Consider the following 22,495-nt stretch of genomic DNA (forward strand, 5'->3'; position numbering starts at 1 on the left):
TAGAAAGAGTCCCGCCATGCGTGCAGTTGCCATCAGCCAGCCAGGTCCCGCCGACGTTCTGCAGATCGCCGAGCATCCCGTTCCCGCCTTCAAGGCAGGCGAATTGCTGATCAAGGTGCACGCGGCCGGCATCAACCGCCCCGACGTGCTGCAGCGCCTGGGCAAGTATGCGCCGCCGGCCGGCGCCTCCGACTTGCCGGGCCTGGAAGTGGCGGGCGAAGTCGTCGATGGCGACTTTGCTAACACCGGATTCAGCAAGGGCGACCTGGTCTGCGCGCTGGTGCAGGGCGGCGGCTATGCCGAATACTGCGCCGCGCCTGCCGGCCAGTGCCTGCCCTTGCCGAAAGGCTTGACGGCGCTGCAAGGCGCGTCCCTGCCGGAAAACTTCTTTACCGTGTGGAGCAATGTCTTCGACCGTTGCGCGCTGGCCGATGGCGAAACCCTGCTGGTGCAGGGCGGCACGTCCGGCATCGGCGTGGCGGCCATCCAGCTGGCCGCCGCCCTGGGCCATCGCGTGTTCGCCACGGCGGGCAGCGACGACAAGGCGCGTGCCTGCGAAGCACTGGGTGCCGAACGGGGCATCAATTACCGCACGGAAGATTTCGTGGCGGTCGTCAAGGAACTGACTGGCGGCCGCGGCGTCGACGTCATCCTCGACATGGTGGGCGGCGATTACCTGCCGCGCGAAATCGATTGCCTGGCCGATGATGGCCGCATCGGCCTGATCGCCGTGCAGGGCGGGACCAAGGCGGAGCTGGACCTGGGTAGCTTGCTGCGCCGTCGCCTGACGGTGACGGGTTCCACCCTGCGTCCCCGTTCGGTCGCCTTCAAGGCTGCCATCGCGAACCATTTGCGCACGACCGTCTGGCCCCTGATCGAAGCGGGCAAGATCAAGCCCGTGATCTACAAAACTTTCCCTTTGGAAAAAGCCAACGAGGCGCATGCCTTGATGGAGGCGAGCACGCACGTGGGCAAGATCATGTTGCAAGTTGCCTGAAACGGGGCACTGCCTGTTTGACCGGCATCGGTGCCGGAGTTAGAATGACGGGTTATTAGAATTTAGGCTACTATGCGTCGCAAACTCGTCGTCGGAAATTGGAAAATGAACGGCAGTCGCACCTCGAACGCGGTGTTATTGTCTGAAATAGTCGCTGGCCTGGCTGCCTCTGGCGCCGCCAGCGCCGTCTGCGTGCCCGCGCCGTATCTGGCGCAGTGCCAGGCGCAATTGGCAGGCTCGGCTCTGGGCTGGGGCGCGCAGGATGTGTCCGCGCACGCCAGCGGCGCCTACACGGGAGAAATCTCGGCCGCCATGCTGCAGGACTTTGGCTGCAGCTATGTGGTGATCGGGCATTCCGAGCGTCGCGCCTACCATGGCGAGAGCGATGCGCAAGTGGCTGCCAAGACGGTTGCCGCGCTGGCGGCGGGCATCACGCCCATCGTCTGTATCGGCGAGACGCTGGCGCAGCGCGAAGCGGGCCAGACCAATGCCGTAGTGGCGCAGCAGCTGGGTGCCGTGCTGGCAGCCATCGGCGGCGACGACGTGGCGAAACTGGTGCTGGCCTACGAGCCGGTCTGGGCCATCGGCACGGGCAAGACAGCGACGCCGCAAATGGCGCAGGACGTGCATCAGGAGTTGCGCGGCCAGCTGGTGGCAAAGAATGCGGTAGCGGCGGCCGGCGTGCAGATCCTGTACGGCGGCAGCATGAAGCCAGAGAACGCAAAAGAATTGATGGCGATGCCGGATATCGATGGCGGTCTGATCGGTGGAGCAGCATTGAAGGCGGCGGATTTCCTGGCGATTATTCACGCCGCTGATTGAATTACTTTAAACTAAGAATGGAATTGCAATGAACATGATGTTCAATCTGGTAGTGGTAGTACAGGTTATTTCGGCATTGTCGATTATCGCGCTGGTGTTGCTGCAGCACGGCAAGGGCGCCGACATGGGTGCCGCCTTCGGTTCGGGCGCATCGGGCAGCCTGTTCGGTGCGACGGGTTCGTCGAACTTCATGTCGAAGTCGACGGGCGTTGCCGCCGCGATCTTCTTCGGCGCCACCCTGGCCCTGTCGCTGATGGCCAATCAGCGCGCCACCACGGTGGGTGGCGGTGTGATGGATAAAGTCGTCAAGCCAGTGCCGGTGACCGGCGCAGGCGCCATCCCGACGACGGTGCCAGCAGCAGCTCCGGCTGCCAGCGCTCCGGCAGCGGCAGCTCCGGTTGCCAGCACCCCGGCCGGTGCGATTCCGAAGTAATCGGCTAGTCGCCGGGTAGTTACTCGATACCTCATCGAGAGTAATTCTCATTACGGGCAGATTATTGCTCAATGTTTTAGCAGTGCGGCAGGAAAAAATCGTGGCGCGCTGGAAGATGTAAAAATTTATCGTTTTTATCTGTGTTTTGATGCATTTGTGCATTAACTTTAGCGGCAAAGCAGAGTAGAATACGGGCCTTACCGCCGACGTGGTGAAATTGGTAGACACGCTATCTTGAGGGGGTAGTGGCGAAAGCTGTACGAGTTCGAGTCTCGTCGTCGGCACCAGAAATCAGAAGCCAGCAACGGCGCACGAGCCATGGCTCGTACAAAGTTGCTGGCTTTTTTTACGAGGATGTGTCGTTCGATCCTGGTCTTAGCTTTGATTGGGGTCGTGCGTTAGATACGCTGCAAATGATCGCAGCGTCCTCATTTAACCGATCGTTCAATATAAGCTCATCAATCGTGAACCTCGAAAATTACTTCCCCGTCCTGCTGTTCATTATTATCGGCCTTGGTGTCGGTATCGCTCCCCAGCTCCTGGGGCGCCTGTTAGGCCCTAACAAGCCTGACGCAGCAAAACTCTCCCCGTACGAATGTGGCTTTGAAGCATTCGAAGACGCGCGCATGAAATTTGATGTGCGCTACTATCTGGTCGCAATCCTGTTTATTTTGTTCGATCTGGAAACGGCATTCTTTTTCCCATGGGGCGTTGCAATGCGCGACCTGGGCTGGGCCGGTTTCGTCACGATGATGGTGTTCATCGCTGAATTCGTGGTCGGATTTTGGTACATTTGGAAGAAAGGTGCCCTTGACTGGGAATAAGCCATGGCTATTGAAGGCGTATTAAGCGAAGGTTTCATCACCACCTCGGCCGACAAGCTGATCAACTGGGCGCGCACCGGGTCTATGTTCCCGATGACGTTCGGTCTGGCCTGCTGTGCGGTCGAAATGATGCATGTGGGCGCAGCCCGCTACGATATGGACCGTTTCGGCGTCGTGTTTCGTCCGTCGCCGCGTCAGTCCGACGTCATGATCGTTGCCGGCACCCTGTGCAACAAGATGGCGCCGGCCCTGCGCAAGGTCTACGACCAGATGGCAGAGCCACGCTGGGTCATCTCGATGGGTTCCTGCGCCAATGGCGGCGGGTACTACCATTACTCCTACTCTGTGGTGCGCGGCTGCGACCGCATCGTGCCCGTCGACGTGTATGTGCCTGGCTGTCCTCCGACCGCTGAAGCCTTGTTGTACGGCATCATGCAGTTGCAGAACAAGATCAAGCGTACCAGCACGATCGCACGCTAACGGGGCCGCTTCAGATTATGACAACACATTTAGAAGTATTGCAAAACGCCCTCGGCACTGCCCTGGGCGATCGCGTTAGCACGACCGTTGCGCTGGGCGAAGTGACCCTGGTCGTCAAGGCCGAGGACTACCTGGCCGTGATGCAAACCTTGCGCGACGATCCGACCCTGCATTTCGAGCAATTGCTCGACCTGTGCGGCGTCGACTACTCGACCTATGGCGACGGTAGCTGGGATGGCCTGCGTTTCGCGGCCGTCTCGCACCTGCTGTCGGTCAAGCACAACTGGCGCGTGCGCGTGCGCGTGTTCGCACCGGACGACGACATGCCGCTGCTGCCTTCCGTGGTGGGTATCTGGCGTGCCGTCAACTGGTACGAGCGCGAAGCGTTCGACCTGCTGGGCATCCTCTTCGAAGGCCACAACGACTTGCGCCGCCTGCTGACCGACTACGGTTTCATCGGCCATCCGTTCCGCAAGGATTTCCCCGTCTCCGGCTATGTCGAGATGCGCTACGATCCGGAACAAAAGCGCGTGATTTACCAGCCCGTGACGATCGAGCCGCGGGAAAACGTGCCGCGCGTGATCCGCGAAGAACATTACGGGATGAAATAATGGCTGAGATTAAGAACTACACCCTGAACTTTGGGCCACAGCATCCGGCCGCGCACGGTGTGCTGCGCCTGGTGCTGGAGATGGATGGCGAAGTCATCCAGCGCGCCGACCCGCATATCGGCCTGCTGCACCGCGCCACCGAGAAGCTGGCCGAGCAAAAGACCTACCTGCAATCCGTGCCGTACATGGACCGTCTCGACTATGTGTCGATGATGTGCAATGAACACGCGTACGTGATGGCCATCGAAAAGATGCTGGGCCTGGAAGTGCCCCTGCGCGCGCAGTACATCCGCGTCATGTTCGACGAGATGACGCGCATCCTGAATCACCTGATGTGGCTGGGCACCCACGCGTTGGACGTCGGCGCCATGGGGCCGTTCCTGTATTGCTTCCGCGACCGCGAAGACTTGTTTGACGCCTACGAGGCAGTGTCGGGCGCGCGCATGCACGCGGCCTACTACCGTCCGGGCGGCGTGTACCGCGACCTGCCGGACGCGATGCCGCAGCACAAGGCGTCGATCATCCGCAACGCCAAGGCCATCGGCAAGCTGAACGAAAACCGCCAGGGTTCGCTGCTGGACTTCATCGAAGACTTCGCGCGCCGTTTCCCGAACTCGGTGGACGAGTACGAAACCCTGCTGACCGACAACCGTATCTGGAAACAGCGTACCGTCGGCATCGGCGTGGTCTCGCCGGAAGATGCGCTGGCCATGGGCTTTACGGGCGCCATGCTGCGCGGCTCGGGCGTGCAGTGGGACTTGCGCAAGAAACAGCCGTACGAAGTGTACGACCTGATGGATTTCGACATTCCTATCGGCACCAACGGCGATTGCTACGACCGCTACCTGGTCCGCGTGGAAGAGCTGCGCCAGTCGAACCGCATCATCAAGCAATGCGTGGAGTGGCTGCGCAACAATGAAGGTCCTGTCATGACCAGCAACCGCAAGGTGGCGCCTCCGGGCCGCGTCGACATGAAGACCAACATGGAATCGCTGATTCACCACTTCAAGCTGTTTACGGAAGGTTTCCACGTGCCGCCAGGCGAGGCCTACAGCGCCGTGGAACATCCGAAGGGCGAGTTCGGCGTGTACCTGGTGTCCGATGGCGCCAACAAGCCGTACCGCATGAAACTGCGCGCGCCAGACTACGCCCACTTGCAGTCGCTCGACGAGATGGCGCGTGGGCACATGCTTGCCGACGCCGTGACCATCATCGGGACGCAAGATATCGTGTTCGGCAGTATTGACCGCTAAGAGGCAAAAAGTATGTTGTTATCAGAGCAATGCTATAAGAAAATTGACCGCGAGCTGGCCAAGTACCCGGCCGACCAGCGTCAGTCGGCCGTCATGGCCGCGCTGGCCCATGCCCAGGATGAACTGGGCTGGCTGGCGCCGGAAACCATGAAGGAACTGGCCGATTACATCGGCATGCCGGCGATTGCCGTGCAGGAAGTGGCCACGTTCTACAATATGTACAACGTGAAACCCGTGGGCAAGCACAAGATCACCGTGTGCACCAACCTGCCATGCGCCCTGTCGGGCGGCGTGCGCGCTGCAGACTACCTGAAGCAGAAACTGGGTATCGATTTCCGCGAAACCACCGCTGACGGCCAGTTCACCCTGGTTGAAGGCGAGTGCATGGGTGCTTGCGGCGATGCGCCTGTCTTGCTGGTCAGTAATAAAACCATGTGCAGCTGGATGTCGAACGAGAAAATCGACGCCATGCTGGAGGAACTCAAGAAATGACGTCACTCCACAACCGCCATATCGATCCATTGATCCTGAAGGATCTGGATGGCAAGAACTGGCATTTGCAAGATTATGTGAACCGCGGCGGCTATTCGGCCCTGCGGCGTATCCTGGAAGAGAAAATCACGCCGGAACAGATCATCGCCGACCTCAAGGCTTCGTCCTTGCGCGGCCGTGGCGGCGCGGGTTTCCCTACCGGCTTGAAGTGGAGCTTCATGCCGCGCCAGTTCCCGGGTCAAAAATACCTCGTCTGCAATACAGATGAAGGCGAACCGGGCACTTTCAAGGACCGCGACATCATTCGTTACAATCCCCATGCGCTGATCGAAGGCATGGCCATTGGCGCTTATGCGATGGGCATCACCGTGGGTTACAACTACATCCACGGCGAGATCTTCCAGGAATACCTGCGTTTCGAAGAAGCGCTGGAAGAGGCGCGCGCCGCCGGTTTCCTGGGCGACAAGATCATGGGCAGCGAGTTCTCGTTCCAGTTGCATGCGCACCATGGTTATGGCGCCTACATCTGCGGCGAAGAAACGGCCCTGCTGGAGTCGCTGGAAGGCAAGAAAGGCCAGCCGCGCTTCAAGCCGCCTTTCCCTGCCTCGTTTGGCCTGTACGGCAAGCCGACGACGATCAACAACACGGAAACCTTCGCGGCCGTGCCATTCGTGCTGAACATCGGTCCAGAGAAATACCTGGCCATGGGCAAGCCGAACAATGGCGGTTCGAAGATCTTCTCGATCTCGGGCGACGTGGAAAAACCGGGCAACTACGAAGTGCCGCTCGGCACCCCGTTTGCGACCCTGCTGGAACTGGCAGGCGGCATGCGCGGTGGCAAAAAGATCAAGGCCGTGATCCCTGGCGGTTCGTCCGCTCCGGTGATCCGCGGCGACATCATGATGCAGACCGACCTGGACTATGACTCGATCGCGAAAGCCGGTTCGATGTTGGGTTCGGGCGCCGTCATCGTGATGGACGAAACACGCTGCATGGTAAAGGCGCTGGAACGCCTGTCCTACTTCTACTTTGAAGAATCGTGCGGCCAGTGTACGCCTTGCCGTGAAGGCACAGGCTGGATGTACCGCATGGTGCACCGCATCGAGCAGGGGCAGGGTCGTCCAGACGACCTGGACATGCTCAACTCGATCGCCGACAACATCCAGGGCCGCACCATTTGCGCGCTGGGCGATGCGGCTGCCATGCCGGTACGGGCCTTCATTAAGAATTTCCGTGAAGAATTTGAATATCATATCGAGCACAAGCATTGCTTAGTGCCCGCATATATCTAAGCTGCGTCAGGTAACGATCACCATGGTTGAAATCGAAATAGACGGCAAAAAAGTCGAAGTCCCTGCTGGTAGCATGGTGATGGACGCCGCCAACAAATTGGGAACCTACATTCCGCACTTCTGCTATCACAAGAAATTGTCGATCGCAGCGAACTGCCGCATGTGCCTGGTCGAAGTGGAAAAGGCGCCCAAGCCTTTGCCCGCTTGTGCGACCCCGGTCAGTGCCGGCATGATCGTGCGCTCCGCCAGCGACAAAGCTGTGCAGGCGCAAAAGTCGGTCATGGAATTCTTGCTGATTAACCACCCGCTCGATTGCCCTATCTGCGATCAGGGCGGCGAATGCCAGTTGCAAGACTTGGCTGTGGGCTACGGCAAGAGCGAATCGCGCTACAAGGAAGACAAGCGCGTCGTGCAGCCGAAGGAAGCCGGTCCGCTGGTCTCCATGCAGGAAATGTCGCGCTGCATCCAGTGCACCCGTTGCGTACGCTTTGGCCAGGAAGTGGCCGGCGTGATGGAGCTGGGCATGATCGGCCGCGGCGAACACTCGGAAATCGTGTCCTTCGTGGGCCAGACGGTCGACTCCGAACTGTCGGGCAACATGATCGACCTGTGCCCTGTCGGCGCACTGACCTCGAAACCGTTCCGCTACAGCGCCCGTACGTGGGAACTGTCGCGCCGCAAATCGGTCAGCCCGCATGACGGCCTGGGTTCGAACCTGATCGTGCAAGTGAAAGCTGGCAAGGTCAAGCGCGTACTGCCGCTGGAAAACGAAGCCGTCAACGAGTGCTGGATCTCGGACAAGGACCGTTTCTCGTACGAAGCGCTGGACAGCGCCGAACGCCTGACCACCCCGATGCTGAAACAAGGCAACGAGTGGAAAGAAGTCGATTGGCAAACGGCGCTGGAATACGTGGCGCACGGTTTGAAAAACATCAAGCACGAGCATGGCGCCGACGCCATCGCCGCGCTGGCAACGCCGCATTCGACCGTCGAAGAGCTGGTCCTGCTGCAAAAAGTGGCCCACGGTCTCGGTTCCGAGCACGTCGACTTCCGCCTGCGCCAGACCGACTTCGCGCTCGACGCGTCCGTCAAGCCATGGCTGGGCATGCCGATCAACGAATTTGGCCAGATCAAGCGCGCCTTCGTCATCGGCTCGTTCCTGCGCAAGGACCACCCGTTGCTGGCCACGCGTTTGCGCGCGTCCGTCAAGGGCGGCGCCAAGCTGTCGATCCTGCACGCCTCCGACGATGATCAACTGATCACCATCGCCAACAAGATGATCGCAGCGCCTAGCGATTGGCTGGCGGCCTTGTCGGAAGTGGTCGTCGCTGTTGCCAAAGCGAAAGAAATCGCCGCACCAGCCGGTTTCGAAGCGATTGCCGCTTCGGACGTGGCCGTTGCGATTGCCGCCAGCCTGATGGCCGGCGACAACGGCGCCGTGCTGCTGGGTAACGCGGCAACGCAACACCCGCAAGCGTCGCAGCTGCATGCTGCCGCGCAATGGATCGCCGAACAGACGGGCGCCAAGCTCGGTTACCTGACGGAAGCGGCCAACACGGTTGGCGCGCACCTGGTCGCCAAGCCGCGCGCCAACGTGCAAGCTGCGTTTGCCGTGCCGAAGAAAGCCTACGTGCTGCTGCACGCGGAGCCGGAACTCGATGCCGCCAATCCACAAGCGGCCCGCGCCGCCCTGGACAAGGCCGAGATGGTCGTGGCGATGTCGGCCTTCAAGCACGGCATGGATTACGCCGATGTCTTGCTGCCGATCGCCCCGTTCGCTGAAACCTCGGGCACCTTCGTGAACTGCGAAGGCCGCGCGCAAAGCTTCAACGGCACCGTGAAACCGCTGGCGGAAACCCGTCCGGCCTGGAAAGTGCTGCGCGTCCTGGGCAACATCCTGGGCCTGGCCGGTTTCGACTACGACACGTCCGAAGCGATCCGCGACGAAGCGTTTGGCGCCGGCGTGACCGATTTGTCGGCACAGCTGAACAACATCGCCAAGAACGCGCCGGAAGCGGCAGCGTACGCACCGGCATCGCCGGCGCTGCAACGCATCGCCGACGTGCCGATCTACTTCGCCGACGCGCTGGTACGCCGCTCCGAACCGCTGCTGCGCACGGTCGATGGCGCCGCGCCGCAAGCCCATCTGTCCGCCGAACTGGCTGGCAAGCTGGGCATCAAGGCAGGCGACAAGGTCAAAGTGGCGCAAGGCTCCGGCAGCGCCATCCTGGTGGCGGCAATCCATGCCGGCCTGCCAGCCAATGTGGTCAAAGTGTCGGCGGCGCATGCCTCGACGGCTAGCCTGGGCGGCATGTTCGGTGACATCACAGTTGAAACAGCAGAGGGGAAAATCTGATGGCTCTGCCTGAATTTGTAAACGTCATCAACAGCAGCGGCCAGGATTTGCTGGGCGGCTCCTGGCCGTTCTTCTGGACCCTGATCAAGATCCTGTGCGTGCTGCTGCCGCTGATGGGCCTGGTTGCCTACCTGACCTTGTGGGAACGCAAGCTGATCGGCTGGATCCAGATCCGCGTGGGTCCGAACCGCGTGGGCCCGCTGGGCTTGCTGCAACCGATCGCCGATGCGCTGAAACTCTTGTTCAAAGAGATCATCATCCCGTCCAAGGCCGCCAAGGGCCTGTTCGTGATCGGCCCGATCATGACCATCATGCCGGCCCTGGCCGCCTGGTCGGTCGTGCCGTTCGGTCCGCAAGCCGTGCTGGCCAACGTCAACGCAGGCTTGCTGATGCTGCTGGCGATTACCTCGATGGAAGTCTACGGCATCATCATCGCCGGCTGGGCTTCGAACTCGAAGTACTCGTTCATGGGCGCCATGCGCGCTTCGGCACAGATGATTTCGTATGAAATCCCGATGGGCTTCGTGATGGTCATCGTGCTGATGGTCTCGGGCAGCCTGAACTTCATCGACATCGTCGGCGGCCAGCAAATCGGCTTCTTCGCCGACAAGGGCGTGAACTTCATGTCGTGGAACTGGCTGCCGCTGCTGCCGATGTTCGTCATCTACCTGGTGTCGGGCCTGGCTGAAGCCAACCGCCACCCGTTCGACGTCGTCGAAGGCGAGTCGGAAATCGTGGCCGGCCACATGGTCGAGTACTCGGGCATGGCCTACGCCATGTTCATGCTGGCCGAATACGCCAACATGATCCTGATCGGCGCCCTGGCTTCGATCATGTTCCTCGGTGGCTGGTCCGCACCATTTGCTTTCCTTGAGTTCTGGGGTGGTTTCGGCGGCTTCTTCTGGCTGTTCGCCAAGACCTTCTTCATCGTGTCGGTGTTTATCTGGGTGCGCGGTACTTTCCCACGCTACCGTTATGACCAGATCATGCGCCTCGGCTGGAAAGTGTTTATCCCGTTGACGCTGGTCTACCTGGTCTTCGTCGCTGCCTGGATGCAGACATCCTGGAATATTTGGAAGTAAGAGAGTGCATACGAATGGATAAGGTAAAAGATTTCTTCAGCAGCCTCTTGTTAGGCGAGCTGATCAAGGGCATGGCGTTGACAGGCAAGTACATGTTTTCGCGCAAGATCACGGTGCAATTCCCGGAAGAGAAGACACCGATCTCGCCGCGTTTCCGTGGCTTGCACGCGCTGCGCCGCTACCCGAACGGCGAGGAACGTTGCATCGCCTGCAAACTGTGCGAAGCGGTTTGCCCGGCGATGGCCATCACGATCGAATCGGAACAGCGTGACGACGGCTCGCGCCGCACCACGCGTTACGATATCGACTTGACCAAGTGCATCTTCTGCGGTTTCTGCGAAGAGTCCTGCCCGGTCGATTCGATCGTCGAGACGCAAATCCTGGAATACCACGGCGAGAAACGCGGGGATTTGTATTACACGAAAGAGATGTTGCTGGCCGTAGGTGATCGTTATGAAAATGACATCGCCGCTGCGCGCGCCGCCGACGCACCTTATCGCTGATGGATGCGCCGCAGCTGAGAGGCTGCGGCGCGCCCCTCGTTCATCTGTACGTCTATTGGGTTTTTTATGGACTTTAAAACAATTTTGTTTTACGCCTTCGCGCTGATCTTGATTCTGGCAGCGACGCGCGTCATCACGGCCCGTAATCCGGTCCACGCAGTACTGTTCCTGGTGCTGTCCTTCTTTTCCGCAGCGGGCATCTGGATGCTGCTGCAAGCTGAATTCCTGGCCATCGTGCTGGTATTGGTGTATGTCGGCGCCGTGATGGTGCTGTTCCTCTTCGTGGTCATGATGCTCGATATCAATATCGACCGCATGCGCGAAGGTTTCTGGGGCTATCTGCCGCTGTCCGTGACGGTGGGCGTGATCATCGTGCTGGAAATGGCTGCCGTCCTGTGGCACGGTTTCCGCAACTTTGCGCCGAGCATCGCTCCCGTGAACGTCAACCTGGGCGGCACCAAGGAACTGGGCCTGCTGATCTACACGAAATATGTGTTCGCTTTCGAGATCGCTGCCGTCGTGCTGCTGGTGGCCATCGTTGCCGCAGTTGCACTGACCCTGCGCAAACGCAAGGACACCAAGCATTTTGCTCCAGGCGATGCGGTACGCGTCAAGCGCAACGACCGCCTGAAGATCATCAAGATGGACGCGGTCGTCGAGCGTCCTGCGGCTGAGCCGGAAGTTAAGGAGGCACCATGACATTATCGCTCACACATTTTCTGGTCCTGGGCGCGATCCTGTTCGCAATCTCGATCGTCGGTATTTTCCTGAACCGCAAGAACATCATCGTATTGCTGATGGCAATCGAATTGATGTTGCTGGCGGTGAATATGAATTTCATCGCGTTCTCCCATTTCATGGGCGACGCGGCCGGTCAGATCTTCGTTTTCTTCATCCTGACGGTTGCCGCCGCTGAGTCGGCTATCGGTCTGGCTATTCTGGTGGTGATGTTCCGTAATCTGGATACCATCAACGTCGAAGACCTGGACAGCCTCAAAGGCTGATGTTTTTCAGACTCGATCTCTCGAATAATAACGATTAAGGTTCATCATGGCGGGGCAACTCCTCAACCCTAACCTCCTTCTTGCCGTACCGCTGGCGCCGCTGGCCGGTGCCGCGATTGCAGGCTTGCTTGGCACCCAGTTCCTGGGTAATTTGGTCGGACGCAAGACGTCGCATACCGCGACGATCCTGGGCGTACTGATTGCGTTCATCCTGTCCGTGCAGACACTGCTGGCAGTGATGGATGGCGCGACATTCAATGGCACGATCTATAACTGGATGACGATCGGCACCCTGAAGATGGAAGTGGGCTTCCAGATCGATTCGCTGTCGGCGATGATGATGTGCGTGGTCACCTTCGTCTCCCTGATGGTGCACATCTACACGATCGGCTACATGAAGGACGACGAAGGCTACAACCGCTTCTTCGCCTACATCTCGCTGTTCACGTTCTCGATGCTGATGCTGGTCATGGCCAACAACTTCCTGCAACTGTTCTTCGGTTGGGAAGCCGTGGGCCTGGTTTCCTACCTCTTGATCGGTTTCTGGTACCAGCGTCCGACGGCCATCGTGGCCAACATGAAGGCTTTCCTCGTCAACCGCGTGGGCGACTTCGGCTTCATTCTGGGCATCGGCCTGCTGCTGGCGTTTGCCGGCACCATGAACTACCAGGAAGTATTCGCCAAGAAAGACGAACTGGCGCTGCTGACGATGCCAGGCACCGACTGGGCCCTGCTGACCGTGGCCTGCATCTGCCTGTTCATCGGCGCGATGGGCAAGTCGGCGCAATTCCCGCTGCACGTGTGGCTGCCTGACTCGATGGAAGGTCCTACCCCGATCTCGGCACTGATCCACGCCGCGACGATGGTGACGGCCGGTATCTTCATGGTCTCGCGCATGTCGCCGCTGTTCGAACTGTCCGACACGGCACTGTCCTTCATCCTGGTGATCGGCTCCATCACGGCGCTGTTCATGGGCTTCCTGGGCATCATCCAGAACGACATCAAGCGCGTCGTCGCTTACTCGACCCTGTCGCAGCTGGGCTACATGACCGTGGCGCTGGGTTCGTCCGCGTACTCCGTGGCCGTGTTCCACCTGATGACGCACGCATTCTTCAAGGCACTGCTGTTCCTGGGCGCCGGTTCCGTCATCATCGGCATGCACCATGACCAGGACATCCGCAACATGGGCGGCCTGCGCAAATACATGCCGATCACCTGGATCACTTCCCTGATCGGTTCGCTGGCCCTGATCGGCACGCCGCTGTTCTCCGGTTTCTACTCGAAAGACAGCATCATCGAAGCCGTCGAAGCAACGCACATCTGGGGTGCTGGCTTTGCCCAGTTCGCCGTGCTGGCTGGCGTGTTCGTCACCGCGTTCTACTCGTTCCGCATGTACTTCCTCGTCTTCCACGGCAAGGAACGTTTCGGCCAGGCGCATGCGCACGGCCATGACGACCATCACGCACCGAAAGCGGCCCATGGCGCGCACGGCGATGCGCATGACGACCATCACGAAGAGGAAGAGGACGACCACGGCCACCACGGCCTGGAACCTGGCCAGAAGCCGCACGAGTCCCCATTCGTCGTATGGTTCCCGCTGGTGATGCTGGCGATCCCTTCCTTGATCATCGGTTACCTGACGATCGGCCCGATGCTGCATGGCGATTTCTTCAAGGGCGTGATTTTTGTGGGCGAAAACCATCCAGCAATGGAAGAGTTGTCGCATGAATTCCACGGCGCAATGGCGATGGCGATCCACGGCCTGTCGACGGCACCGTTCTGGCTGGCATTGTCCGGCGTGGTGGCAGCCTACTACTGCTACATGGTCAACCCGCGCGTACCGGCCTGGTTCTTTGCCAAGTTCCACGCGATCCACACCCTGCTGGACAACAAGTACTACATGGACAAGTTCAATGAAGTCGTGTTCGCCGGCGGTGCCCGCTTGCTGGGTAATGGCCTGTGGAACTTCGGTGACAAGAAGCTGATCGATGGCCTGCTGGTCAACGGTAGCGCCAAGGTCGTCGCCTGGCTGTCCTCGCTGTCGCGAGTGCTGCAGACCGGCTACATCTATCACTATGCATTCGTGATGATCCTGGGCGTGCTGGGCTTCCTGATCTATTTCCTGCCATTCTGGCCCGCTAAGTAAGCTGACCTGATAAAAGAATACTGAGAACCATGATGCAGTCTACGATTTCTACACTACCTCCTTACCTGAGTCTGTCGATCTGGGTGCCGATCATTTGCGGCGTCCTGATCCTGGCTCTCGGCCGTGACAGCAAAGCGGGCTTTACCCGCTGGCTGTCGCTGGCTGGCGCCGTGCTCAGCATGCTGTGCACCTTGCCGCTGATCCAGCATTTCGACAACGCCGCACACGGCATGCAATTCGTCGAAAAAGCACCGTGGATCCAAACCTTCAATATCTGGTATTCGCTGGGTATCGACGGCCTGTCCCTGTGGTTCGTGCCGCTGACGGCATTCATCACGGTGATCGTGGTGATTTCCGCTTGGCAAGTGATCGAGAAGCGCATCGCCCAGTACATGGGCTCCTTCCTGATCCTGTCGGGCCTGATGATCGGCGTGTTCTGCGCGCTGGACGGCTTGCTGTTCTACTTCTTCTTTGAAGCAACCCTGATCCCGATGTTCATCATCATCGGTATCTGGGGCGGTTCGAACCGCGTGTACGCGTCGTTCAAGTTCTTCCTGTACACCTTCTTCGGTTCGCTGCTGACCCTGGTTGCCATCATCTACCTGCGCAATGTGTCGGGCACCTTCGACATCCTGGCCTGGCATGCGTTCAAGCTGACGATGAACGAACAGATCTTCATCTTCCTGGCCTTCCTGATGGCGTTTGCCGTCAAGGTGCCGATGTTCCCCGTGCACACGTGGTTGCCGGACGTCCACGTGGAAGCGCCTACGGGCGGTTCCGCCGTGCTGGCTGCCATCATGCTGAAACTGGGTGCCTACGGTTTCCTGCGTTTCTCGCTGCCGATCACGCCAGACGCGAGCCACTACCTGTCGGGCTTCATGATCGCCTTGTCGCTGATCGCCGTCATCTACATCGGTCTGGTTGCCCTGGTGCAGACGGACATGAAAAAACTGGTCGCCTATTCGTCGATCGCGCACATGGGTTTCGTCACCCTGGGCTTCTTCATGTTCAACGACATCTCGGTGCAGGGCGGTATCGTGCAGATGGTGTCGCACGGCTTCATCTCCGGCGCCATGTTCCTGTGCATCGGCGTGCTGTATGACCGCATGCATACCCGCAACATCGCCGACTACGGCGGCGTCGTGAACCGCATGCCGAAATTTGCTGCCTTCTTCGTGCTGTTCTCGATGGCCAACTGCGGTCTGCCAGCGACGTCCGGCTTCGTCGGCGAGTTCATGGTGATCCTGGGCGCGGTGAAATTCAACTTCTGGATCGGCTTGCTGGCTGCAACGGCACTGATCTGGGGCGCGGCGTACTCGCTGTGGATGGCCAAGCGCGTGGTGTTCGGCAAGATCAAGAACAAGCACGTGGCCGAACTGACCGACATCAACAAACGTGAATTCTTCATGCTTGCTGTGCTGGCCATCGCCGTGCTCGTGATGGGTCTGTACCCAGCCCCGTTCACCGACACGATGCAAACTTCGGTTGCCGACCTGCTGCAGCATGTCGCCACCAGCAAGTTGCCTTAAATAGAAGACCGATAACATGACTAATGCACCTAATCTGGTACCGCTGTACGCGGAAATCTTTCTGCTGATCGCCACGTCGGCGCTCTTGCTGATCGATATGTTCTTGCCTGCGGCGAAGCGTTCGATCACCTACGCGCTGTCCCTGCTGACGTTGGCAGGCTGCGCCTTGCTGACCGTGGGCGACTTCAACGCGGGCACCACCGTCTACACGTTCCACAACATGTTCGTGTCGGACCCGATGTCGCAGCTGCTGAAACTGTTCTCGTACGGCGCCGTGGCGCTGACCCTGATCTATTCGCGTGCCTACGCTACCGACCGCAACATGCTGTCGGGTAACCTGGGCGGCGAGTTCTACGTGCTGGCCCTGTTCGCACTGCTGGGCCAGATGATCATGATCTCGGCCAACAACTTCCTGATCATCTACCTGGGTCTGGAACTGATGTCGCTGTCGCTGTACGCGCTGATCGCCTTGCGCCGTGACAATGCCAAGGCCACGGAAGCGGCCATGAAATACTTCATCCTGGGCGCACTGGCTTCCGGTTTCATGTTGTACGGTATTTCGATGCTGTACGGCGCGTCCGGCACCCTGGACCTGGGCGAACTGCGCGTGGCGCTGGAAAACGGCAAGACCAACGGCACCATCATGGTCTTCGGCCTGGTGTTCCTGGTCGCCGGCCTGGCCTTCAAACTGGGGGTCGTGCCATTCCACATGTGGGTGCCTGACGTGTACCAAGGTTCGCCAACGGCCGTGACCCTGCTGCTGGGCGGCGCGCCGAAACTGGCCGCGTTTGCCATCACCCTGCGTTTGCTGGGCGAGGGCTTGCTGCCGATGGCGCATGACTGGCAGCAAATGCTGCTGGTGCTGGCCGTGATGTCGCTGGCCATCGGTAACTTCACCGCCATCGCGCAAACCAATCTGAAGCGCATGCTGGCGTACTCGACCATCGCGCAAATGGGCTTCGTGCTGCTGGGCCTGCTGTCGGGTACCGTCGATGCGCCGAACAACACCCTGAACGCGGCTGGCGCAGCCACCGCCTACGGCGCCTCGATGTACTACGTCATCACCTACGTGTTCACCACCCTGGGTACCTTTGGCGTGATCATGTTGTTGGCACGTAATGGTTTCGAAGCTGAAGAACTGGCCGACTTCAAGGGCCTGGGCAAACGCAGCCCGATCTTCGCGCTGGTGATGACCCTGTTCATGTTCTCGCTGGCCGGCGTGCCGCCGCTGATGGGCTTCATGGCCAAGTACTCGGTGTTGGCCTCGGTCTTGGCCACGGGCCAGCTGTGGCTGACCATCGCTGCCGTGCTGTTCTCGCTGATCGGCGCTTTCTACTACCTGCGCGTCGTGAAAATGATGTGGTTCGACGAGCCGACCGACAGCAATGCGCTGGTCGTGCATGGCGACATGCGCGTGGTGCTGGCCCTGAACGGCGTGTTCGTCCTGGCACTGGGCGTGATGCCTAACAGCATCCTGGCGGCCTGCGCTTCGGCCATCACCAAGACCCTGGCGTCCTGATCATGGATGTCACCGTCTCGAGCTGGCTGGTGATCGCCCTGGGCATCCTGGGCGCCAACCTGCCATTCTTGAACGAGAAACTGTTTGCCGCCGTGCCGTTGAAAAAAGCCGCGCTGGCGGAGCAGGGCTGGCGCAAGCCGCTGGCACTGCGCCTGCTGGAGATGGTGGTGCTGTACTTCATCGTCGGCGCCGTGGCATTCGCGCTCGAAGCGCGCATCGGCAACGGTTTTCCGCAGACGTGGGAATTCTATGCCATCACGGGATGCCTGTTCCTGGTGCTGGCCTTCCCCGGCTTTGTCGCACGCTACCTGCGCAAACGGCGCTAGCCCCCTCGACCGAAAGCGGCGCCTCTGGCGCCGTTTTTTTTTATTGAGCATAATCAAGGTATGGATACTGAACGCATGGATATGAATTTGACTGAGACGAAGGTGGATGGCGAGCTGGCCTACCAGGGCAGCTTCCTGCGCGTGCAGCGCGACCGGGTGACACTGCCCGATGGCAAGATCACGGTGCGCGAATTCATCCTGCACCCGGGCGCCGTCGTCATCCTGCCGCTGCTCGACGATGGCACCGTGCTGATGGAGCGCCAGTACCGCTATCCGCTGGACCGCGTGTTCATCGAATTCCCGGCCGGCAAGATCGACGCGGGCGAATCCCATCTGGCCTGCGCCCAGCGCGAATTGCTGGAAGAGACGGGCTACACGGCGACCGACTGGCAATTCGTCTCCACCATCCACAACGCCATCGCCTATTCCGACGAGCACCTGGAACTGTTCCTGGCACGGGGCCTCGTGGCCGGCGAGCGCCGCCTCGACGACGGCGAGTTCCTGGAAACGTTCGCCACGACCGTGCCGCAGCTGCTGGACTGGGTCAGGGATGGCACGATCACGGACGTGAAGACGGTCATCGGCATCTTCTGGCTCGACAAGATCACCAGCGGCGCCTGGCAGCCGGCCTGATCCGGCGCATGCGCAAGGCGCTCTTCCTGCTGCTCGCTGGTGCCGCCCTGGGGGCGCAGGCGCAGGCGCGCACGCCGTTCCAGGTGCGCTGCGAAGACACGATCAGCAAGACGGTGTCGGTGCTGACGGTGCAGCAGAACGGCTACAGCATCGACACGCATCTGTCGTACAAGGCGCTGACGGTGATGAAGGGCATGGCGCGGCCCAATACCTGGGTGCTGGGCCTGACGAAGACGGATTCGCAGGTGCAGATTGCCCTGGCCGGGCCCATGCTGCAAGATCCTGCCAGCGGCTACGAATGCGTGGCGCCGCAGATATCCGTCAAGCTCAACTACGCTCCCGTGGTGATTTACATCGGCCGCGAGTTCGCCCCCGGCAGCTGCGCGTATGATGAGATACTCGCGCACGAGCTGCGGCACATGAAAACGTATATGGAGCATCTGCCGCGCGTGGAAAAGACCGTGCGCGCCGCGCTGGCCAGGCGCTTCGAGGCGCGGCCCCTGTATGCGCCCAGCGGGACGGCCAGGGCGGCGCTGGCGCGCGAAATCGATACGGGCTGGTTGCCGTATATTAAGGCCGAGATGCGCAAGGTGGAAGTCTTGCAGGCGGCCATCGATTCGCCGCAGGAATATGCGCGCCTGGGCAAGGCGTGCAATGGCGACATCCAGAATATATTGGCGGGCAAGGCACGGCCCGTCCAGCAGTGACACGACAAGGAAACGCATGACAGCAGCAGCATCGAATCGCCCCCGCTATTTTGCGCTGATCCCCGCCGCCGGCGTGGGCGCGCGCATGGAGGCGGGCAGCCCCAAGCAATACCTGCCCATCGCCGGCAAACCCATGTTGCGCCACGCCGTGGACGCCTTTCTTGCCAGCCCCCTGATCGCGCACACGTACATCGTGGTCAGCGCGGACGACGGGCAGATCGATGGCCTGGTGCCAGAGCAGGGCGTGACGGTATTGCGCTGCGGCGGCGCCACGCGCATGGAGACGATCCTGAACGCCTTGCAGGCGCTGCACGGCAGCATTGCCGCGCACGACCAGGTGCTGGTGCACGACGCGGCCCGTCCCGGCCTGACGCCGGCACTGATCGCAAAACTCATCAACGAGGTGGGCGAGCATCCGGCCGGCGGCTTGCTGGCCTTGCCCGTGGTCGATACCGTCAAGCGGGCGGGCCCGGCCAATGTGTCGGCGCAGACCGTGCCGCGCGACGGCCTGTGGCTGGCGCAGACGCCGCAGATGTTCAGCTATGCCTTGCTGCACCGGGCCCTGTCGCAGGCGCCCGACCCGCAGACGATCACGGACGACGCCAGCGCCGTCGAGGCGCTGGGCCTGGCGCCCAGGCTCGTCGAAGGCCACCCGCGCAACCTGAAGGTGACCTTGCCGCGCGACATACAAACGGCCGAGCTGTATCTGGCCCATTCCTGAATTTTAAAGAGACCCGCATGAACACAACGACTCCCGTACTGCCTTTCCGCATCGGCCAGGGCTATGACTGCCACGCGCTGGTGGAAAACCGCGACCTGATCATCGGCGGCGTGAAGATTCCCCATCACCTGGGCCTGCTCGGCCATTCCGACGCGGACGTGCTGCTGCACGCCATCACGGACGCCATCTTCGGCGCCGCCGCCCTGGGCGACATCGGCCGCCATTTCCCCGATACGGATGCACAATTCAAGGGCGCCGATTCGCGCACCCTGCTGCGCGAAGCCGTGCGCCGCGTGCAGGCCACCGGCTATATCATCGGCAATATCGACGCCACCATCATCGCCCAGCGCCCGAAGATGGCGCCGCACATTGCCGCCATGTGCGCCAACGTGGCCGAAGACCTGGGCGTATCGGTGGGGCAGGTCAACATCAAGGCCAAGACAAATGAAAAGCTGGGTTACCTGGGCCGCGAAGAGGGTATCGCGGCCGAAGCCGTGGCCTTGCTGCTGCGCGCCTGAGGCGGCGGGCGGTAAATATTGCTGATTTTTAATGATTTCTGTGAATTAATATTTCCAAAGTGAAATTTGGTGAAAATTTAACGTTGTTGTCATGATAATATGCGTGCGCATTTTAGACGCGACAAGACGTCATCTTTCTAACCACGGGAATATTAGAGAACGGAATCATATGAAGAGTCGTATGCAGGGGCCGGTATTGCGCTGGCTGGGCGCCAGTCTGCTGGCCATGGCCATGCTGGCCGGATGTGGCGGCGGAAGCGGCAATGATGGCAGCGCCGTGACGCCGCCCGCGGCCGTCGTGCCGCAGCCCGCCATCCTGTTTGCCGGTGCCGTGTCAGCGGCGGCCGAAGGCGCCGACGCGATCGGCACCATGGGTGCACCCATCGAACTCGATGCGAGCGGCAGCAAGGATAGCGATGGGAATACCTTGACCTTTGCCTGGAGCATCGTCTCCAAGCCGGCGGACAGCGCGCTCAAGCTGGACGCTGCCAGCGCGGCCAAGCTCAGCTTCCAGGCCGACGTGCTGGGAACGTATGTCTTCAAGCTGCGCCTGGCCAATAGCAAGGGCGGCTCGGTCGACAAAAATGTCACGGTACTGGTCAATAACCGGGTGCCGAACGCCGTCGTGGTGGTCAATGCCACCTTCACGGCGCAGCCGGTCGTCAAGCCAGCCATGGCCATATCGGTGGGCTCCGGCATCGTCCTCGACGCCACGGGCAGTACCGATGCGGATGGCGACAAGGTCACCACCACGTGGGAATTGATGCAGAAACCGTCCGGCAGCGCGTCCGTGCTGTATGCCGCAGGTCAAACGGCCCGTTTCTCGCCGGATGTGCTGGGCCTGTACATCGTGCGCGCCCGTGGCGCGGACGGCAAGGGTGCCTATGCCGAGACGGTGTACCAGTTCGACGCCAACAACAGCTTGCCGACGGGCGTGATCCAGGGCACGGTGGCTGTCGTTAGCCGCAACAATCAAACGGTTCCCGTCGGCCAGCCGGTGGTGACCAGCGGCATCCTCAGCTATGACGAGGGCGGCGCGAAATTGACCTACGCCTGGACGGTGGACAGCCGTCCTGCCGGTTCCGTTGCGACGCTGGGCGCCGCCACGGCTGCCATACCGTCGTTCACGCCGGACGTGGCCGGTGCTTACGTGCTGTCGCTGACGGTGAGCAATGGCCGCCAGACAGCGGTCGCCTACCTGAAACTCAATGCCGTCACCTCGACCTCGAGCGTGCTCGCGTTGCCGTTCAAGCCGCTGGACATACGTTACAGCGTGGCGACCGATCGCCTGATCGCCATCACGGCCGAGCCGAACGCCATGAAAGTCATCAATCCGGTCGATGGCGCCATCACCAGCATCGATCTGCCGACGACGGTCAAGGCCTTCAATCTGAGCCCGGATGGCAAGCTGGCCGGCGTGCTGCATGATGGCGTGGTCAGCCTCGTGGACCTGGTCGCCGGCACCGTGCTGAAGTCGACGGGCACCGGCGGCACGCAAACGGAAGTATTCGTCACCAACGACGGCGTGGTCTTTCTCTCGGGCCAGACGCTGTCTTCCTCGGCGCGGCCGGCGGTCGCCGTGATCAATGCCCGCACGGGGCAGGCTTTGCCTGCGCTCGATTTCGGCGCCGGCGGCGGCTTCTACGGCGTCCTGCGCGGCGCGTTCGCCGTATCGAAGAGCAAGGTCTTTCTCGCGCCGGCTGGCAGCTCCAGCCTCTCGTATTTCACCTTCGATCCGCAAACGAATGCCATCCTGACCAGCGGCAATGTTTATAGCGATTACTACATGACGTCGCCGTTCTTCCTGTCGCCGAAGGAAGATCTGCTGTTTTCCGCAAACGGTTCGTATTTCAATACCGAAACGCTGAAATATGTGGGGCACTTCATCCTTGGTAATGGCAACAGCGGCCAGAGCAACACCATGCTGTCGATGAGCTATTCGCCCACCACGGCGGAAGTGCTGCTGATGGAAAGCTCGCTTGAGTACGTTTCTTCGGGCTACGATACGACGTACCAGACCAGCTACAAGAAATATAGCGGCGAATTGCTGTTCCCTGCAGGCAGTGTCAGCCTGCCCGTGATCGGCGGCGAAGCCAGCTATGGCCTTGGCGTCTTCCATACATCGGCCGGCGAGTCGCTCGCGGTGGTGCAGACGGGCGGCGCGCAGAAGGGTTACGCGCGCGCCAAGTACTACCTCGTGTATCGCTGATCGCATGCAAACGGCGGCGCGTCCGCCGTGCAAGATGT

General features: G+C 60.5%; 23 protein-coding genes and 1 tRNA gene. All 24 read left to right on the forward strand.

Annotated features, from left to right (window positions below; translation table 11 throughout):
* Positions 1-16: 16 nt before the first annotated feature.
* Positions 17-997: an NAD(P)H-quinone oxidoreductase gene (locus GCN75_RS14590; RefSeq protein WP_152283154.1), complete on the forward strand. Its 981-nt coding sequence runs from the start codon at positions 17-19 to the stop codon at positions 995-997.
* 72 nt (positions 998-1,069) lie between these two features.
* The gene (gene tpiA, locus GCN75_RS14595) at positions 1,070-1,819 is read left to right on the forward strand and encodes a triose-phosphate isomerase (RefSeq protein WP_152283155.1); all 750 of its coding nucleotides are present in this window, start codon (positions 1,070-1,072) and stop codon (positions 1,817-1,819) included.
* Positions 1,820-1,847: 28 nt separating this feature from the next.
* Complete coding sequence (gene secG, locus GCN75_RS14600; RefSeq protein WP_034749996.1) at positions 1,848-2,252, forward strand: preprotein translocase subunit SecG; 405 nt, start codon at positions 1,848-1,850, stop codon at positions 2,250-2,252.
* A 202-nt stretch (positions 2,253-2,454) separates the two neighbouring features.
* Positions 2,455-2,539, forward strand: a tRNA-Leu gene (locus tag GCN75_RS14605).
* Positions 2,540-2,716: 177 nt separating this feature from the next.
* Complete coding sequence (locus GCN75_RS14610) at positions 2,717-3,076, forward strand: NADH-quinone oxidoreductase subunit A (protein ID WP_010399734.1); 360 nt, start codon at positions 2,717-2,719, stop codon at positions 3,074-3,076.
* A 3-nt stretch (positions 3,077-3,079) separates the two neighbouring features.
* A complete protein-coding gene (locus GCN75_RS14615) occupies positions 3,080-3,556 on the forward strand; it encodes a NuoB/complex I 20 kDa subunit family protein (RefSeq protein WP_010399733.1) in 477 nt (158 codons plus the stop codon).
* 17 nt (positions 3,557-3,573) lie between these two features.
* Positions 3,574-4,167, forward strand: coding sequence for an NADH-quinone oxidoreductase subunit C (locus tag GCN75_RS14620; protein ID WP_034779526.1), 594 nt, complete (start codon positions 3,574-3,576; stop codon positions 4,165-4,167).
* Positions 4,167-5,420: an NADH-quinone oxidoreductase subunit D gene (locus tag GCN75_RS14625; protein ID WP_034749992.1), complete on the forward strand. Its 1,254-nt coding sequence runs from the start codon at positions 4,167-4,169 to the stop codon at positions 5,418-5,420. The genes GCN75_RS14620 and GCN75_RS14625 overlap by 1 nt, the downstream gene beginning before the upstream one ends.
* A 12-nt stretch (positions 5,421-5,432) precedes the next feature.
* The gene (gene nuoE / locus GCN75_RS14630; protein WP_034749989.1) at positions 5,433-5,912 is read left to right on the forward strand and encodes an NADH-quinone oxidoreductase subunit NuoE; all 480 of its coding nucleotides are present in this window, start codon (positions 5,433-5,435) and stop codon (positions 5,910-5,912) included.
* Entirely contained in the window at positions 5,909-7,204 is a 1,296-nt protein-coding gene (gene nuoF, locus GCN75_RS14635; protein WP_010399729.1) for an NADH-quinone oxidoreductase subunit NuoF, read from the forward strand. The genes nuoE and nuoF overlap by 4 nt, the downstream gene beginning before the upstream one ends.
* Before the next feature lie 22 nt (positions 7,205-7,226).
* Positions 7,227-9,560 carry an NADH-quinone oxidoreductase subunit NuoG gene (gene nuoG / locus GCN75_RS14640; RefSeq protein ID WP_152283156.1) on the forward strand — a complete coding sequence of 778 codons (2,334 nt, stop codon included), beginning with the start codon at positions 7,227-7,229 and terminating at the stop codon, positions 9,558-9,560.
* Positions 9,560-10,642: an NADH-quinone oxidoreductase subunit NuoH gene (gene nuoH, locus GCN75_RS14645; protein WP_070224109.1), complete on the forward strand. Its 1,083-nt coding sequence runs from the start codon at positions 9,560-9,562 to the stop codon at positions 10,640-10,642. Before nuoG ends, nuoH begins: the two co-directional genes overlap by 1 nt.
* A gap of 14 nt (positions 10,643-10,656) precedes the next feature.
* Positions 10,657-11,145: an NADH-quinone oxidoreductase subunit NuoI gene (gene nuoI, locus GCN75_RS14650; protein WP_010399726.1), complete on the forward strand. Its 489-nt coding sequence runs from the start codon at positions 10,657-10,659 to the stop codon at positions 11,143-11,145.
* 66 nt (positions 11,146-11,211) lie between these two features.
* Positions 11,212-11,844 carry an NADH-quinone oxidoreductase subunit J gene (locus tag GCN75_RS14655; RefSeq protein ID WP_034779507.1) on the forward strand — a complete coding sequence of 211 codons (633 nt, stop codon included), beginning with the start codon at positions 11,212-11,214 and terminating at the stop codon, positions 11,842-11,844.
* Positions 11,841-12,149, forward strand: a complete 309-nt coding sequence (nuoK, locus tag GCN75_RS14660; protein WP_010399724.1) for an NADH-quinone oxidoreductase subunit NuoK — start codon at positions 11,841-11,843, stop codon at positions 12,147-12,149. Before GCN75_RS14655 ends, nuoK begins: the two co-directional genes overlap by 4 nt.
* Before the next feature lie 46 nt (positions 12,150-12,195).
* Positions 12,196-14,295 (forward strand): NADH-quinone oxidoreductase subunit L, encoded by a 2,100-nt coding sequence (nuoL, locus tag GCN75_RS14665; protein ID WP_152257083.1) that lies wholly within the window; start codon positions 12,196-12,198, stop codon positions 14,293-14,295.
* Between the two features lie 29 nt (positions 14,296-14,324).
* Positions 14,325-15,824, forward strand: a complete 1,500-nt coding sequence (locus GCN75_RS14670) for an NADH-quinone oxidoreductase subunit M (RefSeq protein ID WP_152283157.1) — start codon at positions 14,325-14,327, stop codon at positions 15,822-15,824.
* Positions 15,825-15,840: 16 nt separating this feature from the next.
* Positions 15,841-17,343, forward strand: coding sequence for an NADH-quinone oxidoreductase subunit NuoN (gene nuoN, locus GCN75_RS14675; protein WP_152283158.1), 1,503 nt, complete (start codon positions 15,841-15,843; stop codon positions 17,341-17,343).
* A gap of 2 nt (positions 17,344-17,345) precedes the next feature.
* The gene (locus tag GCN75_RS14680) at positions 17,346-17,669 is read left to right on the forward strand and encodes a DUF2818 family protein (RefSeq protein ID WP_152283159.1); all 324 of its coding nucleotides are present in this window, start codon (positions 17,346-17,348) and stop codon (positions 17,667-17,669) included.
* 75 nt (positions 17,670-17,744) lie between these two features.
* Positions 17,745-18,302, forward strand: coding sequence for an NUDIX domain-containing protein (locus tag GCN75_RS14685; RefSeq protein ID WP_152283160.1), 558 nt, complete (start codon positions 17,745-17,747; stop codon positions 18,300-18,302).
* Positions 18,303-18,310: 8 nt separating this feature from the next.
* Positions 18,311-19,009, forward strand: a complete 699-nt coding sequence (locus tag GCN75_RS14690; RefSeq protein WP_193317516.1) for a hypothetical protein — start codon at positions 18,311-18,313, stop codon at positions 19,007-19,009.
* A gap of 16 nt (positions 19,010-19,025) precedes the next feature.
* Positions 19,026-19,730 carry a 2-C-methyl-D-erythritol 4-phosphate cytidylyltransferase gene (ispD, locus tag GCN75_RS14695; protein WP_152283162.1) on the forward strand — a complete coding sequence of 235 codons (705 nt, stop codon included), beginning with the start codon at positions 19,026-19,028 and terminating at the stop codon, positions 19,728-19,730.
* A gap of 17 nt (positions 19,731-19,747) precedes the next feature.
* On the forward strand, positions 19,748-20,248 hold the full coding sequence (gene ispF, locus GCN75_RS14700; RefSeq protein ID WP_099388380.1) for a 2-C-methyl-D-erythritol 2,4-cyclodiphosphate synthase: 501 nt from the start codon (positions 19,748-19,750) through the stop codon (positions 20,246-20,248).
* A gap of 169 nt (positions 20,249-20,417) precedes the next feature.
* Complete coding sequence (locus GCN75_RS14705) at positions 20,418-22,457, forward strand: PKD domain-containing protein (RefSeq protein WP_152283163.1); 2,040 nt, start codon at positions 20,418-20,420, stop codon at positions 22,455-22,457.
* The last annotated feature ends 38 nt before the right edge of the window (positions 22,458-22,495 follow it).

Source organism: Janthinobacterium violaceinigrum, from assembly GCF_009208555.1.
Classification (GTDB): Bacteria; Pseudomonadota; Gammaproteobacteria; order Burkholderiales; family Burkholderiaceae_D; genus Janthinobacterium; species Janthinobacterium violaceinigrum.

Coding starts and splice junctions, on each gene's coding strand:
- GCN75_RS14590 (WP_152283154.1), top strand. CDS start 17: ATGCGTGCAGTTGCCATCAGCCAGCCAGGTCCCGCCGACGTTCTGCAG.
- tpiA (WP_152283155.1), top strand. CDS start 1,070: ATGCGTCGCAAACTCGTCGTCGGAAATTGGAAAATGAACGGCAGTCGC.
- secG (WP_034749996.1), top strand. CDS start 1,848: ATGAACATGATGTTCAATCTGGTAGTGGTAGTACAGGTTATTTCGGCA.
- GCN75_RS14615 (WP_010399733.1), top strand. CDS start 3,080: ATGGCTATTGAAGGCGTATTAAGCGAAGGTTTCATCACCACCTCGGCC.
- GCN75_RS14620 (WP_034779526.1), top strand. CDS start 3,574: ATGACAACACATTTAGAAGTATTGCAAAACGCCCTCGGCACTGCCCTG.
- GCN75_RS14625 (WP_034749992.1), top strand. CDS start 4,167: ATGGCTGAGATTAAGAACTACACCCTGAACTTTGGGCCACAGCATCCG.
- nuoE (WP_034749989.1), top strand. CDS start 5,433: ATGTTGTTATCAGAGCAATGCTATAAGAAAATTGACCGCGAGCTGGCC.
- nuoF (WP_010399729.1), top strand. CDS start 5,909: ATGACGTCACTCCACAACCGCCATATCGATCCATTGATCCTGAAGGAT.
- nuoG (WP_152283156.1), top strand. CDS start 7,227: ATGGTTGAAATCGAAATAGACGGCAAAAAAGTCGAAGTCCCTGCTGGT.
- nuoH (WP_070224109.1), top strand. CDS start 9,560: ATGGCTCTGCCTGAATTTGTAAACGTCATCAACAGCAGCGGCCAGGAT.
- nuoI (WP_010399726.1), top strand. CDS start 10,657: ATGGATAAGGTAAAAGATTTCTTCAGCAGCCTCTTGTTAGGCGAGCTG.
- GCN75_RS14655 (WP_034779507.1), top strand. CDS start 11,212: ATGGACTTTAAAACAATTTTGTTTTACGCCTTCGCGCTGATCTTGATT.
- nuoK (WP_010399724.1), top strand. CDS start 11,841: ATGACATTATCGCTCACACATTTTCTGGTCCTGGGCGCGATCCTGTTC.
- nuoL (WP_152257083.1), top strand. CDS start 12,196: ATGGCGGGGCAACTCCTCAACCCTAACCTCCTTCTTGCCGTACCGCTG.
- GCN75_RS14670 (WP_152283157.1), top strand. CDS start 14,325: ATGATGCAGTCTACGATTTCTACACTACCTCCTTACCTGAGTCTGTCG.
- nuoN (WP_152283158.1), top strand. CDS start 15,841: ATGACTAATGCACCTAATCTGGTACCGCTGTACGCGGAAATCTTTCTG.
- GCN75_RS14680 (WP_152283159.1), top strand. CDS start 17,346: ATGGATGTCACCGTCTCGAGCTGGCTGGTGATCGCCCTGGGCATCCTG.
- GCN75_RS14685 (WP_152283160.1), top strand. CDS start 17,745: ATGGATATGAATTTGACTGAGACGAAGGTGGATGGCGAGCTGGCCTAC.
- GCN75_RS14690 (WP_193317516.1), top strand. CDS start 18,311: ATGCGCAAGGCGCTCTTCCTGCTGCTCGCTGGTGCCGCCCTGGGGGCG.
- ispD (WP_152283162.1), top strand. CDS start 19,026: ATGACAGCAGCAGCATCGAATCGCCCCCGCTATTTTGCGCTGATCCCC.
- ispF (WP_099388380.1), top strand. CDS start 19,748: ATGAACACAACGACTCCCGTACTGCCTTTCCGCATCGGCCAGGGCTAT.
- GCN75_RS14705 (WP_152283163.1), top strand. CDS start 20,418: ATGAAGAGTCGTATGCAGGGGCCGGTATTGCGCTGGCTGGGCGCCAGT.